Origin of the sequence: Leifsonia tongyongensis, assembly GCF_010686705.1 — a bacterium.
Classification (GTDB): Bacteria; Actinomycetota; Actinomycetes; order Actinomycetales; family Microbacteriaceae; genus Diaminobutyricibacter; species Diaminobutyricibacter tongyongensis.
This window is the reverse complement of the sequence record NZ_JAAGWY010000005.1, coordinates 42,565-55,096: the sequence shown is the minus strand read 5'-3', so window position 1 is coordinate 55,096 and position 12,532 is coordinate 42,565. Positions and strand designations below refer to the sequence as shown.

16 protein-coding genes are annotated in these 12,532 nt (G+C 61.8%); 4 read left to right on the top strand and 12 right to left on the bottom strand.

Going from position 1 to position 12,532, the window contains the following annotated elements; genetic code table 11:
- Positions 1-7 precede the first annotated feature (7 nt).
- Entirely contained in the window at positions 8-1,012 is a 1,005-nt protein-coding gene (locus G3T36_RS17640; RefSeq protein ID WP_163291181.1) for an ADP-ribosylglycohydrolase family protein, read from the bottom strand.
- A gap of 145 nt (positions 1,013-1,157) precedes the next feature.
- Between G3T36_RS17640 and G3T36_RS17635 the strand changes: the two genes are divergently transcribed.
- The gene (locus G3T36_RS17635) at positions 1,158-1,604 is read left to right on the top strand and encodes an RbsD/FucU domain-containing protein (protein ID WP_163291180.1); all 447 of its coding nucleotides are present in this window, start codon (positions 1,158-1,160) and stop codon (positions 1,602-1,604) included.
- A 51-nt stretch (positions 1,605-1,655) separates the two neighbouring features.
- Here G3T36_RS17635 and G3T36_RS17630 read toward each other — a convergent pair whose 3' ends face one another.
- From G3T36_RS17630 to G3T36_RS17595, 8 genes are all read right to left on the bottom strand, one after another.
- Complete coding sequence (locus G3T36_RS17630) at positions 1,656-2,363, bottom strand: substrate-binding domain-containing protein (protein WP_163291179.1); 708 nt, start codon at positions 2,361-2,363, stop codon at positions 1,656-1,658.
- A gap of 94 nt (positions 2,364-2,457) precedes the next feature.
- Complete coding sequence (gene otnK, locus G3T36_RS17625) at positions 2,458-3,693, bottom strand: 3-oxo-tetronate kinase (protein ID WP_163291178.1); 1,236 nt, start codon at positions 3,691-3,693, stop codon at positions 2,458-2,460.
- A complete protein-coding gene (locus tag G3T36_RS17620; RefSeq protein ID WP_163291177.1) occupies positions 3,690-4,349 on the bottom strand; it encodes a hypothetical protein in 660 nt (219 codons plus the stop codon). Before G3T36_RS17620 ends, otnK begins: the two co-directional genes overlap by 4 nt.
- Entirely contained in the window at positions 4,346-5,182 is an 837-nt protein-coding gene (locus G3T36_RS17615) for a hydroxypyruvate isomerase family protein (RefSeq protein WP_163291176.1), read from the bottom strand. Before G3T36_RS17615 ends, G3T36_RS17620 begins: the two co-directional genes overlap by 4 nt.
- Positions 5,179-6,174, bottom strand: coding sequence for an NAD(P)-dependent oxidoreductase (locus tag G3T36_RS17610; RefSeq protein WP_163291175.1), 996 nt, complete (start codon positions 6,172-6,174; stop codon positions 5,179-5,181). The genes G3T36_RS17615 and G3T36_RS17610 overlap by 4 nt, the downstream gene beginning before the upstream one ends.
- Positions 6,171-6,947, bottom strand: a complete 777-nt coding sequence (locus tag G3T36_RS17605) for an NAD-dependent epimerase/dehydratase family protein (protein WP_338031625.1) — start codon at positions 6,945-6,947, stop codon at positions 6,171-6,173. Before G3T36_RS17605 ends, G3T36_RS17610 begins: the two co-directional genes overlap by 4 nt.
- Positions 6,944-7,711 (bottom strand): N-acyl homoserine lactonase family protein, encoded by a 768-nt coding sequence (locus G3T36_RS17600; protein ID WP_163291174.1) that lies wholly within the window; start codon positions 7,709-7,711, stop codon positions 6,944-6,946. Before G3T36_RS17600 ends, G3T36_RS17605 begins: the two co-directional genes overlap by 4 nt.
- 152 nt (positions 7,712-7,863) lie before the next feature.
- Entirely contained in the window at positions 7,864-8,529 is a 666-nt protein-coding gene (locus G3T36_RS17595) for a GntR family transcriptional regulator (protein WP_240148638.1), read from the bottom strand.
- Between the two features lie 285 nt (positions 8,530-8,814).
- Between G3T36_RS17595 and G3T36_RS17590 the strand changes: the two genes are divergently transcribed.
- From G3T36_RS17590 to G3T36_RS20245, 3 genes are all read left to right on the top strand, one after another.
- Positions 8,815-9,207: a cupin domain-containing protein gene (locus tag G3T36_RS17590; protein ID WP_163291173.1), complete on the top strand. Its 393-nt coding sequence runs from the start codon at positions 8,815-8,817 to the stop codon at positions 9,205-9,207.
- A gap of 228 nt (positions 9,208-9,435) precedes the next feature.
- A complete protein-coding gene (locus G3T36_RS17585) occupies positions 9,436-9,723 on the top strand; it encodes an IclR family transcriptional regulator (RefSeq protein ID WP_163291172.1) in 288 nt (95 codons plus the stop codon).
- Complete coding sequence (locus tag G3T36_RS20245; RefSeq protein ID WP_163291171.1) at positions 9,677-10,033, top strand: IclR family transcriptional regulator domain-containing protein; 357 nt, start codon at positions 9,677-9,679, stop codon at positions 10,031-10,033. Before G3T36_RS17585 ends, G3T36_RS20245 begins: the two co-directional genes overlap by 47 nt.
- A 6-nt stretch (positions 10,034-10,039) precedes the next feature.
- Here the strand turns inward: G3T36_RS20245 and G3T36_RS17575 are convergent, their stop codons facing one another.
- Genes G3T36_RS17575 through G3T36_RS17565 form a run of 3 tightly spaced genes read right to left on the bottom strand, consistent with a single transcriptional unit; the run spans position 10,040 to position 12,515 of the window.
- Complete coding sequence (locus G3T36_RS17575) at positions 10,040-10,855, bottom strand: HpcH/HpaI aldolase/citrate lyase family protein (RefSeq protein ID WP_163291170.1); 816 nt, start codon at positions 10,853-10,855, stop codon at positions 10,040-10,042.
- Complete coding sequence (locus G3T36_RS17570) at positions 10,852-11,334, bottom strand: MaoC family dehydratase (protein WP_163291169.1); 483 nt, start codon at positions 11,332-11,334, stop codon at positions 10,852-10,854. The genes G3T36_RS17575 and G3T36_RS17570 overlap by 4 nt, the downstream gene beginning before the upstream one ends.
- Positions 11,334-12,515 (bottom strand): CaiB/BaiF CoA transferase family protein, encoded by a 1,182-nt coding sequence (locus G3T36_RS17565; RefSeq protein WP_163291168.1) that lies wholly within the window; start codon positions 12,513-12,515, stop codon positions 11,334-11,336. The genes G3T36_RS17570 and G3T36_RS17565 overlap by 1 nt, the downstream gene beginning before the upstream one ends.
- Positions 12,516-12,532: the final 17 nt, after the last annotated feature.

The window sequence follows — 12,532 nt, the reverse complement described above, 5'->3', positions numbered from 1 at the left end:
GCGGATCCTAGAGAGAACCAAGCATGTTCTTGGCCGTTTCAAGCCCGCGGAATCGCGATGCGACCCGCGCCCGCGCGGTAGTGAGGAGGTCGTCAGCAACCCCTTCCGCCGAACCGACGGCCTCAGGTCCGAGGGTCTCGAGCCAGGCGCTGGGGATCGAGGGATCCAGGGCGCCGCAGAGCGCGCCGACCATGCTTGCAATGGTGTCGGTGTCCCCGCCGAAGTTTGCGCCGTACTCGACCGCAGTCTGCACGTTCCCATTTGCAAGGATCGCAATCGCAAGGGCAGCCGGGACAGTCTCCAATGAATCGCACATCTCGGGGCGCGAGAATCGCGCGTGATATTCACTTCGGAACTGGTCAAAGCTCTCGGCAGCGGCAGCGAGATCGATTGCGTCCATCAGCACGCGTTTGAAGACCGAGCCGCTCTGGGGCCGGATAACCGCCAATCCGGCTTCAATCGCCTCAGTTACCGAAGTTCCCGGTCGCAGGGCCGCTGCGATCGAGGCCGCGAGGACAGCCGCCGCGTCGGTGCAGTGGTCTACATCATTGACATGGATGAGTCGTGCCAACTCGTAGGCCTGCTTGCCGGCCTCGAACGGCTGTGCGGCATTGGCCAGGGCGACCGGCCAGATACACATCGCCGAGCTGCTCGAGGCCATGTTTCCGACCGCCACAGTGCTCGGTCGATAACCAATGTTGAGCTTCTCGACCAGCTGGATGACCGAAACGAAGAACTTGTCCTTCTTCAACTTGATCTCTGGCCGGTTGCGAAGGATGTCGACCGCCCAGTCATCCGAGCTTGCACGCCCTTCAGTACGCTTGAGCGTCTCGGCCAGAATTGTCGCCATCAGACTGTCATCCGTGCCGTCGCCTTCAAAATCAGTCACCCAGCCATACTGCGCATCGATCTCTTCGACGGTGAGACCTTCCGTGGGAGTTCCCATCGCATCGCCTACTCGTGCTGCGATTACAACGCTTACGAAGCGCTGCCTGATGTCCTCTGTGATCACGTCGGTCTCCTATTGACTATCCATTTGTCCTGTGGCGCCTTCCCGGTGCTCGACCTGGTGACATTCCGTCGACGCTCGATAGTATTGACTATACTATAGGAATCACGAGAGAGCTACCTGTCATGACCGCGAAACGGAGATCCCGGTGCTGAAGACAATCGATTCACTTATCGGTCCTGAGCTCCTCGGCGTGCTCGCCCGCATGGGACATGGGGACACCGTCGCTGTCGTCGACAACAACTTCCCGTCGTACGCGGCGGGCATACCGGTGATCCGGATGGACGGGCAGCAACTTATTGAAGCGGTTAGCGCGATTCTCACGCTACTCCCGATCGACACCTTCAATCCCACCCCCGTCGCACGAATGGCGGCTGTCGACGATCCCGAGGCTGTCCCCGCCGTCGCCGCAGAAACGATCTCCCTGATCGAATCGATCGAGAATCGCCCTATCTCAGTCGAGGTGCTTGAGCGCGGCGACTTCTACGCCCGGGTCAGAGCTGCCACTGCAGTTGTCGCGACGGGCGAAAGCCGGCCGTACGGATGCTTCATCCTCACTAAAGGAGTTATCCGGCCAACCGTTCCGGAGAGCTAACCGGGAGGTCGGGCGCAACCGGATGCGGTCGACCGGCTGCCCTCGAGCTTCTTATTCCGGTCGGATGAGTCCGGTGGACAGGTACGCAATTTGCGCGCTCTCGGAACCGAGAGCATCTGCGAGAACCGACGCGTCTGCCAGCGAGACGGCGTTCGTGCTGACACCGGCACAGAACGTTGTGAACGACTGGACTTCGAGCGGGAGCGATCCTATGACGATGGCCCCCGGTACCGAAAGCAATTCACTCACTTGCTGGATTGCAAGATCAGCTCGCCCGTCGAATAGAGCGGTTGCGGTTAGGCCTTTGTCGAGCACGGTCGCATTGGCTTCGACCTCCGCGCGGATACCGAGTCGGTCAAGCAGATTTGCGAAGTAGATACCGCTTGCTCCAGATCGCGAGTAGGCCACCGACCGCGCGCCGAGAAGAGTCTTCATGAAATCATCCACGGTGCCGAGCGGGCGCGTAATCATGGTGTCGGCTGCAGCGACACCGATGCCTGACTGGGCTACAGGGCGAATCGAATCGACCAGAACATCGCCTTGTTCAGCGAGCTGTTCGACGGTCCCGCTGACTCCGAGAAGAACGTCGAATCGCTCCCCGTCGTTGATGAGGTCTACGAGCACACTCGTCGGTTCAAACAGCGTGTCGACAGTAATGCCGGTGTTGTTCTCGAATGCCGGGAGGATGTCGTCGACCAGGGCAGCCCTGGTGGCCAGCCCGCTGAGGAGACGAACATTCCTCGTCACCGCTGAGTTCATGCGCTTTCCTTTTGTGTCGCTATTGAGGGCGGAAGGTGATGCGGGCCAACGCGACCGGTGGGAGTTGTCGGGACAATGCCGTGACACGGCGGCGTCACGTGGTCGTCTGGGTTGCCGCTCTAACGAGAAGATCGCGATCGCCGAAGTTTCCTGATTTCAGCAGGATCGCGAACGCGTCGCCGAAGTGGATCCACGGGACGCCTAGTGCCGCCTCCCGGCCGACCAGCCCCGTCCTGAGCTTCAATCCTTTGACCACTGCGCCCGATGTTTCACCGCCAGCGGCTACGATGCGTCCCACCCCGCGCCTCACGAGTGCGGCGGCAATTTCGGCTGTCGCGTGTTCGATGATCTGCGCCGACCTTTCGACGCCGAGCACCGCTTGGATCTTCGCAAGCTCTTCGGGCGAACGGGATGAGTAGATGAGAGCCGGTTGGTCCGTTGGGGTGCGATCGAACCACGCGAGCGCATCCGCCTCGAGTGCTTCTGGGTTAGGCGTCGCGAGGACGTCGAGTTCATACCAGGGGAATCCGGCCTGCTTGAATGCCGCAATCTGACCGAGCGTTGCCTCGGAGCAGCTCCCTGCCACCACTGCCGACCTCGTCGGAAGGGGCAACGCTGGGGGTGCCGCTTCGCTGCGTGCCCGTTCGCGTGCTATTGCACTTATGAGGCCGGCGGAGCCCGCAGCGAACCGTTCGTTTCGAATGGCGTGGGCGAGCCGCCTGAGGTCATCATCGCAGATCGCGTCCGCCACGAGATAGCGCGGGCATGTGCTGCCGTCGGTGATCTTCTGCTGGAGCAGGTCGCTGTCGTCTCGCACTACCGGGAGGTCGAGCATGGTGATACGGCGTGCTGTCTGCGCGCCCAGGAGCCTCAAAACGGACGAGTCCCTCATCGGGGTGAGGGGATGATTGCGCATGTGCGACTCGGCCAAGAGCTTGTCCCCGACGAACAGGTACCCGCGATACACAGTTCGTCCGTGGCTCGGAGCGGCCGGCGTGGTCACGACAGATCCGACGTTCAGAAGGTCGGACAGCGCATCGAGAACGGGCCCAATGTTTCCGTCGGCGGTGGAATCGAACGTCGAACAGTATTTGAAGTAGAAGGAGTCGGCACCTGCCTCGAGCAGCACGCGCGCCGCATCGAGGGTTTGACGAACTGCGTCCTGCGCCGGAATTGACCGGGTCTTCAAGGCAACGACGTGCACATTCACGACTTCGTCTGCGGGCGAGAGTGGGATGCCGAAGGAGAGTAGCGTCCGAAGGCCCGCTCCTCGGCAGGCACTGGCAGCATCCGTCCCGCCGGTTACATCGTCGGCGATGACGGCAATCATCTCGTCCGTCCGAGCCAGTCCGCGATGGAGTCGGCCGCCGCGGACGGTCCGCTGATAACTTGCTTCCCGGTGGCCGCCGCCAGGTCGTTAGCAACTGTTGCGAGTGAGTACTGAGCAAGGAAGACCGCGTCGTGACTGCCGGCCGAGGCTGATAGAAGAAGATCCAAGAGCCCGACATTGTCTCCTTGCGCTGCGCGATCGGATGCGCCAGCGACGACTCGGCTATCGATGTCCACGTTGATCCCGGCGGCCTCGAGAGTGTCTGTCAGCCGGGTGACCGTATCAGCGCGTGCGCTCTCAATGGAGGCGAGCACGAGAATCGATCGAGCCCCGCGTGCCACGACCTGCTCGAACGCCGCATCGTCCGGTGGAAGGACTGGGATAGCCGATTCGTTGCGCCGTGCGACCCAGCCGTATTGGGAGCACGTCAGCAGCACAGAATCGGGCTTCTCAATCAAGGCATGCTCGATGAGTCTTCCCATCCGTTGCTCGAGCTCTGGAGTCACTCCCCCGGCTGCCTGGGCGTCGGTGAGGAGCCGGTCGTCGACGATGTTCCAGACCTTCGCGCCTGGAATTCGCTCGTGGATAGCCGCGGTAGCGGCGGGGATCGCTGCAGTCGTCGCGCTGATGAGAGCGATCAGCGGTTCGTCAGTCATTGGTCTCTCCAATCTTTGCCGACGGTTCCCGGGGTCAGATCATCAATCCACCGGAGCCCAGCGATCGTGTTCGTGACGGGACGGTATTCGCAGCCGACCCACCCGTCGTATCCGCTGGCAGCGACGTTGGCGAGCACATTCGCGTATGCGATTTCCCCAGTCCCGGGTTCTCCGCGGCCCGGGTTGTCGGCGACTTGCACATGGCCGATCGAGGGTAGGAGAGCGTTGAACCGCTCGATCAGATTCCCGCGGTCGACCTGAGCGTGATAGACGTCAAACAAGACGGCGATGGTTTTCGGATCAACGGATTGGGCGACCTCCGCTGCATCCTCGAATGAGTCGAGCGCAAACCGGGGAACGTCCCGCTTGTTGATCGCTTCGAGAACGAGTCGCACCCCAGTTGGTGAGGCCTGTTCTGCAGCCCAGGCGACGTTGTCGACGTACAGTGACATCGAATCGGAAGCAGAGACTCCCTGCGGTCGAAGCCCGGCCATCAGATGAATGAGCCCAGCGCCAAGAGTCGTCGCGTACTCGAGTGCGCGTTTGACGCCGTCTCGGAACTCGGCCTCTGCACCGGGAACGGCCGCCGCCCCGTTCTGGGTGGGAGAACCGGCGGTGCCCGCCGGGGTATTGATCAGGATCTGCGCGAGGCCAGTCGAATCGAGTCGCTTGTGCAGTTCGACGGGCACGAATTCGTATGGGGAGGAGTATTCGACTCCGGTGAAGCCTGCTGCGGCCGCCGCATCGAAGCGGTCCAGGAACGGCAGGTCGGTGAAGAGCCATTTGAGATTCGCTGCGAGCTTCACCGGGCCCTTTTGTGTCTCGACGATCATGCGATGCCTGCGCTCACGGTCAGTTTGTCTCCATTTACGGAGTGCGGAACGTTGTCGCCTTTCAGCGCGGCCAGGACAATTTCGGCTGCAAGGAGGCCGGATCGCGTTCGGGCTTCCTGGGTAGCACCCGCCACATGGCCCGTGGTGATCACTCTCGGAAGGCCGACGAGCGGGGAGGTGACCGGGAGGGGTTCGGTTTCGAAGACGTCCAATCCTGCGCCGCCGAGTCCACCGGAACGGACCGCGTCGGCCAGCGCGTTTTCGTCGATGATTCCGCCCCGGGCCGTGTTGATGACGATGGCGCCTGGTTTGGTACGTGCCAACGCCTGTGCGTCGATGAGATGCTTCGTGGTCGAGTCGAGGAAAAGATGCAGTGTGATGAAGTCTGCAATCGAGAGAAGCTCCCCCAGCTCGACCTGCTTCACGTCGTGATCCTCCCCGAACTGCGAGTCGAAGTACGGATCGTAGGCGACCACCCGCATGCCGAACGCACGACCCAGCAGGGCGACGGTCTTTCCGATGGATCCGAGGCCCACGATGCCGAGTGTCGCGCCTGAGAGTTCCCGTCCCGAGCGTTGCGTCCACTTGCCGGTGGTGACCTCAGCGATGTTGTCCGGTACGTCGCGCGCTGCGGCCAGCATTAGAGCAAAAACGTGCTCAGCGACGGCCTGCCGATTCGCCCCCGGCGTCACGCAAACTGCAACGCCGTGCCGGGATGCGGCGTCGACGTCGACATTGTCGTAGCCGACGCCCGTGCGTGCGATGACCCGGAGGAACGGAGCAGCGTCGATCATCTCGGCAGTGACCGGGTGCGTGCCGGCGATCACAGCATCCGCTTCGCCGAGCGCCTTACGGAAGCGACCGGGTTCCTCATTCGGCTTCGGGATGAAAATCACCCGCGCGCCAGCTTCCTGCAGGCGGGAGTCGACCTCGCCGCCCGGCTTGAGGAACGCTGTAGTGATCAGCACAACGGGTGAGCGTGGGTCGGTCACCAGACTCCTCCTTGATAATCGGCGGCCGTGAATACGCCACCGTAGCGCTCAGGCTCGGTGACCTCTTCGATGTCGGATTGGTAGTCGGCTGCATCGTCGTTGGGGTGGTAGCCGAGCGCTTCCCAGGAGCGGGTGCTGTCCCACCAGGAGTCTCGATTCGCCGACGATCCATACGCCAAGAGGTAGCCGATCCCGTCGGCTTCGATCGAGCGGGCAATGAGTTCGACGCTGTCTTGCGGGCTGAGCCACAACGCCAGTTGCCGGCGATCGGCCGGGCGTTGTCGGAAGATGCCGATTCGAAGTGCCACAACTTCCATGCCCCACTTGTCGTGGTAGAGCCTGCCCAGCGCCTCTCCGAAGACTTTTGAGGCTCCGTAGTAGCTGTCCGGTCGGACCGGAGTGTCCTCATTCACTGTCTCCGCAGCCGGGTAGAAGCCGACCACGTGATTTGAGCTCGCGTAGACAACGCGACGCACACCGGCCCGCCGGGCTGCTTCGAAGACGTTGTAACTGCCGACGATGTTCGAGGAGAGGATCTCGGCGAAATCCGATTCGTCCGCCTTCCCGCCGAGGTGAACGATCACGTCGACGCCTTGTGCGGCCGCGACGAGGGCGCCAAGGTCTGTCAGGTCGCCGACGACGATCGTCTCATTGGGATGGAGCTCGCCTGTCGCGGTCCGCTGGTAAAGGACGACCTGGTCGTACCTGCTGGCGAGCCCCTCCCGGATGACTACAGCCATCCTCCCCGCGGACCCGGTGTAAAGGACTCTCACGCTTCCTCCGTCGTATTGCTGTCGAGCGTCCGGTCGCCGATGCTGCGATCGACTTCGCCCTCGTCGTCGATGTAGCCGATCTGAGCTACTTGGCCTTGTACTCGCGCGAACCCATTGCCGTCCGCCCGAAGGGGCACATCATGACCCGGGATGAGGAGCCCGTTCGTGTCTCGAAGGAGGGCCCGCAATCTCTGGACACTCCGGCGACTGTCGGCCTCGCTCATGGTGAATTCCACGTTGAGCGTTCGTAATTCATTGACGTTCTTCACCGCGTCGCCAGCGAAAATGAAGGTTCCCGTCGTTGTGTCCGCGGTGAGTGCCAGATGCCCAGGCGTGTGTCCCGGGCTGGCGATCACGTGGATCCCGGGAAGCACTTCACGTCCCGGGCGGATTCTTCCGACCCCATCGCCCCGGCGTAAGAGCTCCTGGATGTGCAGGTCCGGACTGAACTGGGTTCCGGCCGGGAGAGTGCTGGCCCAGGCTAGTTCGTCTTCCCCGACCCATGTCGTTGCGTTTGGAAAGACAGTGAAGTTGCTGACGTGATCCCAGTGCAAATGGGTGACAACTACATCCGTAATGTCGGCGGCGCTCAAACCCGCGCTCGCGAGTCCACTGTGTATTAGAGGGATGTATGACGGCGGCCCGGTGTCCACGAGCACACGCCTCTCGTCATCCTGGAGCAGCCAGAGGCTGCTCCAGCCGAAAGCTCCATGTGATCGCGACTTTCCCGGAAAGCCATGAACGAGCGGTATCGCGCTGTACATGGCCTACTCCGCAGACCGATCAACTCGTTGCGGCGCGCTGACGTCAAGTCGTGGGGTCGCCATTCTCGTAGTCGCCTCCTCAACGCGAACAGATTCAATAGTATTGACAATACTATAGTTAGGAAGCCTGCAACCAGCCCGGTCTTAACATGTCAGCCGATCGACCGCCGCATGGCGCCTTCGATATGAGATCGCATCGCCTCGCTTGCGGCGACCGGATCACCCGCTTCGAGCGCTTTCAGGATCACCTCATGCTCTGGTACGGCAGCGTCGAGTCCGGTGTGCCCCATCTTGGAGAAGAGCCTGAAGCGTTGAATCTGCCCACTTAGCGCGTCGTAAGCAGTCTCGAGGAAGGGGTTCCCTGCCTGCGAGGCGATCAAGGTGTGAAAGCGATGGTCAGCGCTCCAATAGAGGCCGAATTCCTCACTTTCGACATCCGCCCGAGGTTCGGCGCTTGCGAAATCCCTCACCGTTTCGTTTATCGCACGCAAGAACACCGGCGTCGCCCGCAGGGCCGCTTCTGAAGCCAACTTCGGCTCCAAGAGCAGTCGAGCGTCCATCAACTGCGCGATCTCATTGCGACTCATCATTGGTGCCACGCGGTATCCGCGCAGAGCTTCGCGACGGACCAGGCCAGTGTGCTCGAGCCGGGCCAGCGCCTCACGCAACGGTGTTTGACTGACATTCAGTTCGCGGGAAAGCGCCCCGATGTTCAAACTCTCGCCTGCCGCACGCGAGCCGTTCATGAATTGGCGGAGCAGGACCTCGTACATTTGATCAGCGATCGGCTGCCGCACCGGGGTATATTCAGCCAACATTCCTCCTCAACACCGGCGCCAACGTGTGCGCCACCGTAAGAGTACCGTCCCGCATCGGCATCACCGGGCGGCCGAATCGACGCTCCGCAACGTGTCCACGTAGAGCGCTAACAACTGTCTCCCCGTCTTGCGGGCCGAACCGTCAACGGCGAGCTGCAGCCCTCGTCGAGGGTGACGGTGGTCGACCAAAGCGTATTCGACCGTCGATCACCGGTCGCTTCTTCTAAGCGTACGCATGTACGCTAAGAAGGCCTATAGAGAGTGGTTTGAGACAAGGACGGAAACGTGTCTGAACTGTCGCGATTTCACATACGGCCAAACGAAGTGCCCGGCTTCTCCCCCGCAAATCATGTCGGGACGGTAAATCGCCGACTGATTGGCCCTGATGTGGGCGCTGAACAGATGGAGGTTCTACTCGGAACTCTCGACGCGGCGGGAAAGGCACTGCCTCACTCCCATCCCGGCATGGAACAAGCGTGTTTCCTTCTGAGCGGGTCCGCTGCTGTCGAAGTTGGTGACGACAGGTTTGACATGATCCCGGGAGAGGCTTGCTTCTTTCCCGCGGGAGTTCCCCATGTTTTCACAGTGACCAGCGCCGAACCCGCGTCGCTTCTCGTGATCTACAGCCCGCCATACGGCGAAGATTCGACGAAGGCCATTCGTCACGGATTCGACTAGGTCCATACGCTGGACTCTCCAAAGATGAAGGACGAAATGAATAGTCCTGATGGAGCGGCGACCTCTGAGCGCCGTGAACGGAATCCAATTGGCGCCGTTTCCCGGCTTCTGAGCGTGTTGGTCGATAGTGCCACTGGAAGCGTCGGGGTACGCGAGCTTTCGCGCACCTTAGGGGCTCCGCCGTCCTCTGTCCAACGGACGTTGGACGCGGCCAGCGCGACTGGCCTGGTGGCACAGAATGCCTCGGGGTCCTGGCAACTCGGATGGGAGTTCTTCCGATTGTCCGCGCTCGGACAACGCCAGCATCCGTACGCAGAGGCTCGCGCTCTTCTCGAGCGATTGCAGGACGAGACTGGCGAGACCGCAGTGCTGACCGTCTACGATCGGTACCGCGGGGAGCGCATGTTCGTCGAAAGCGTTGCCAGCAAGTTCAGCATCCGGTTCGTGCCCGAACTTCTCACCTGGACCCATGTACGCAGGTGCGTCGTCGCACGCGATACTCGCCTTTCGCCCTGAGGGCGAGGTCCGTGCCGTAGTTGAGCGAGGACTGTCAGGACTTACTCCCCGGACGCCGCACTCTGCCGCGGAGCTCGAGCAGACTCACGTTTTCGTCCGCGAGCGCGGCTACGCGATCAGTGACGACGAAGTGAACCTTGGTGCCGTCGGGGTAGCGGCGCCTATTTGGGTTGGGAACGAGGTGTCGAGCAGCATCGGGATTATCCTGCCCCGCCAGCGGTTCCACCCTGGCGTTGAATCTGATCTGTCGCATCTGGTCATCACGTGCGCCCACGATCTCGGTGAGCGAGTGGCAGCGCGACTCTCGTAACCCAGGTCAAATGTCAGGCTCGCGCACCTTGACGAGGACGGTACGCGCCTGCCGAAGTAGTGGCTCGTCGACCATCTGGCCACGAAGCTGGAATACCCCCTGCTGGGCGTGTGACGCTTCAAGGACACTGGTCGCCCACACCACCTCAGCGTCGGTCGGGGCGTAAGCGCTTCGCACCGTCTCGATTTGGGTTGGATGAACACAGGCGGTGGCCGCGAAGCCGCTCGCTGCCGCGTCTTCAGCTTCCTTGGCCAGGCCATCGAGGTCTGGGATGTCGAGGTATACGGCGTCGATCGCCAGCTTGCCGGCAGCATGGGCAGCGATGAGTATCCGCGACCTCGCTTCGCGCGCGACATCCCTGTAATTTCCGGTGGGCAGCCTGCTGGATCTCCCGCCCATACTTGCGAGGAGGTCCTCTGCACCCCACATCAGGGCAGCCACAGCAGGGTGGTACGCGATTTTGGGAGCGTTTTGAACGCCGGCCGCCGTTTCGCACAGGGCGGTGACGCTGAATCCGAGTCCATGAAGTTCATCGATCTGCGACGGTCTTTCGGTTTTCGCAAGCATGAGGTGTCGATAGTGCGTCTCCGCCAGCGCTTCGAGGTCGAGTTGATAATCGGGCGTGCCTACCGGATTGATCCTGACGATGATGCCCGCAGGGTCGAGCCGCGATGCGACGAGGCACTCGCGCGCGTACTCCTTCCGTAAAGGAGCGACAGCGTCTTCGAGATCAAGGATGACGGCGTCCGCCGAGATGGCGGCTTTTGCGTAACGGTCGGATCTGTCGGCGGGGCAGAAGAGTAGCGCCGGTCCCAAGCTCATTTAATGCTTCCAGACAACAGGACCAGGGCGGTTCGACGCGCTGTCGCGACGGCGTCGGCGTGATGATTCCGCATCGTGTGGAGAAACGTCACGATGCCTTGTCCGGGTCTCGAAGTCGATAAACGTTTCGCGGAGACCAGTGTCTCCGCGTAGAGGGTGTCTCCCGCTCGAACCGGCAAAGGGAAAGCAATATCGGTTAGTCCAAGGTTTGCCACGATCGTTCCCTGCGTCAGTTGGGCCACGGAAAGTCCCACAAGGAGGGAAAGGGTGAACATGCTGTTCATTAGTCGCTCGCCGAACTCGGTGCGTTCCGACCATGCAGCGTCGAGATGAAGTGACTGGGTGTTCATTGTCAGCGTCGTGAAGAGAACGTTGTCGGCTTCGGTCACCGTTCGTCCCGGCGCGTGAACGTACGTCGCACCCTCTTCGATCTCGTCGAAGTACAAGCCCCTCTGCACGACTCGACGGTTGGCTCCCATCAACTTTCAGCCGCCACGGTGCAGTGCTCCGCGATGAATGCCGCGGTCGACGCCCCGAGCTGCTCGGCAAACCCGGGGTCGGCGAGTGGTTCGTCGTCAAAGAGGAACGGGGGGCGCGCAGTCCGGAGAGTTCCCTCGGTCGGGTGACTACGCGGCGCGAACATCTTCACCGACGCGAGTTGCAGGTCCTCGAAGAGGTCGCCCAACGAATTGACTCTCGCGTGCGGTACATCGATTCGTCGCAGTGTTTGAACCCACTCGTCGGTGGTGCGTTCAGCGACCTGCTCGGCGACGAACTCATATACCTCGTCGATGTTCGAGGTGCGACCCGCAAGCGTGGCGAACCGCGGGTCGATGATGAGGTCCATTCGGCCTATCTCCGCGAGAAACGCTCGCCAATGTCGATCCGTATAGATCATGACGCTGATGTAGCCGTCTGCAGTCGCGTACGGACGTCGTTCCGGCGACGCGGTTCGGGCATAGAGGGCGGGACCGGTTGGAGGGTCGAATGTCAGTCCCCCAAGCTGTTCGATCGTAGTGAAGGCCGCGAGCGTCTCCAGCATGGGGATCTTTACGGCTCGCGCGGCACGTCCTCGCGCCCGCCCGCTCAGTTCTGCACACACGGCCAGGGCGGCATAGATACCTGCTGTCTTGTCGGCGATTGCGGTCCTCACGTACTCCGGCGTTGCACCATTTCCTTGGACCCAAGCCATCCCTGATGCAGCCTGAATTGTGTCGTCGTACGCCGGCTGGTCTTGAAACGGTCCTGGTCCATACCCGACGATTTCGCAGAGAACGGCGTCGGAGCCCGCCTCACTGAGGGCCGTCTGGGTGAGCCCGATTCGTCCCGCTGCCGACGGTCGCATGTTGTGGACGATCACGTCGTAGCTCCGGAACGACCGTCGGAGCAACTCGCGATTCGACTCGACCCCGAGATTCAACGATATCGACCTCTTGCCGGCGTTGAACGCGAGGAAGATCGGTGACATCGTCGCGCTTTTGCCGCCTGGGACGCGCCGCAGCACATCTCCGACCGGGGGCTCGATCTTGTCCACGAGTGCCCCGAGCTGCGCTAACAATAGGGTGCAGAATGGCCCCGACATCGTGCTCGTGAGGTCGAGAACCCGCAAGCCTTCGAGTGGGCCGTTCGACCCCGGCCCCGCGCCACCTTCCTGTTCCATTTGTCCAGTTTCGCGCA

Excerpts from the sequence above, each read along its gene's own strand:
- G3T36_RS17630 (WP_163291179.1), bottom strand. The coding sequence starts at position 2,363 with ATGAACTCAGCGGTGACGAGGAATGTTCGTCTCCTCAGCGGGCTGGCC.
- otnK (WP_163291178.1), bottom strand. The coding sequence starts at position 3,693 with ATGATTGCCGTCATCGCCGACGATGTAACCGGCGGGACGGATGCTGCC.
- G3T36_RS17620 (WP_163291177.1), bottom strand. The coding sequence starts at position 4,349 with ATGACTGACGAACCGCTGATCGCTCTCATCAGCGCGACGACTGCAGCG.
- G3T36_RS17615 (WP_163291176.1), bottom strand. The coding sequence starts at position 5,182 with ATGATCGTCGAGACACAAAAGGGCCCGGTGAAGCTCGCAGCGAATCTC.
- G3T36_RS17600 (WP_163291174.1), bottom strand. The coding sequence starts at position 7,711 with ATGTACAGCGCGATACCGCTCGTTCATGGCTTTCCGGGAAAGTCGCGA.
- G3T36_RS17595 (WP_240148638.1), bottom strand. The coding sequence starts at position 8,529 with ATGTTGGCTGAATATACCCCGGTGCGGCAGCCGATCGCTGATCAAATG.
- G3T36_RS20245 (WP_163291171.1), top strand. The coding sequence starts at position 9,677 with ATGTACGCAGGTGCGTCGTCGCACGCGATACTCGCCTTTCGCCCTGAG.
- G3T36_RS17575 (WP_163291170.1), bottom strand. The coding sequence starts at position 10,855 with ATGAGCTTGGGACCGGCGCTACTCTTCTGCCCCGCCGACAGATCCGAC.
- G3T36_RS17570 (WP_163291169.1), bottom strand. The coding sequence starts at position 11,334 with ATGGGAGCCAACCGTCGAGTCGTGCAGAGGGGCTTGTACTTCGACGAG.
- G3T36_RS17565 (WP_163291168.1), bottom strand. The coding sequence starts at position 12,515 with ATGGAACAGGAAGGTGGCGCGGGGCCGGGGTCGAACGGCCCACTCGAA.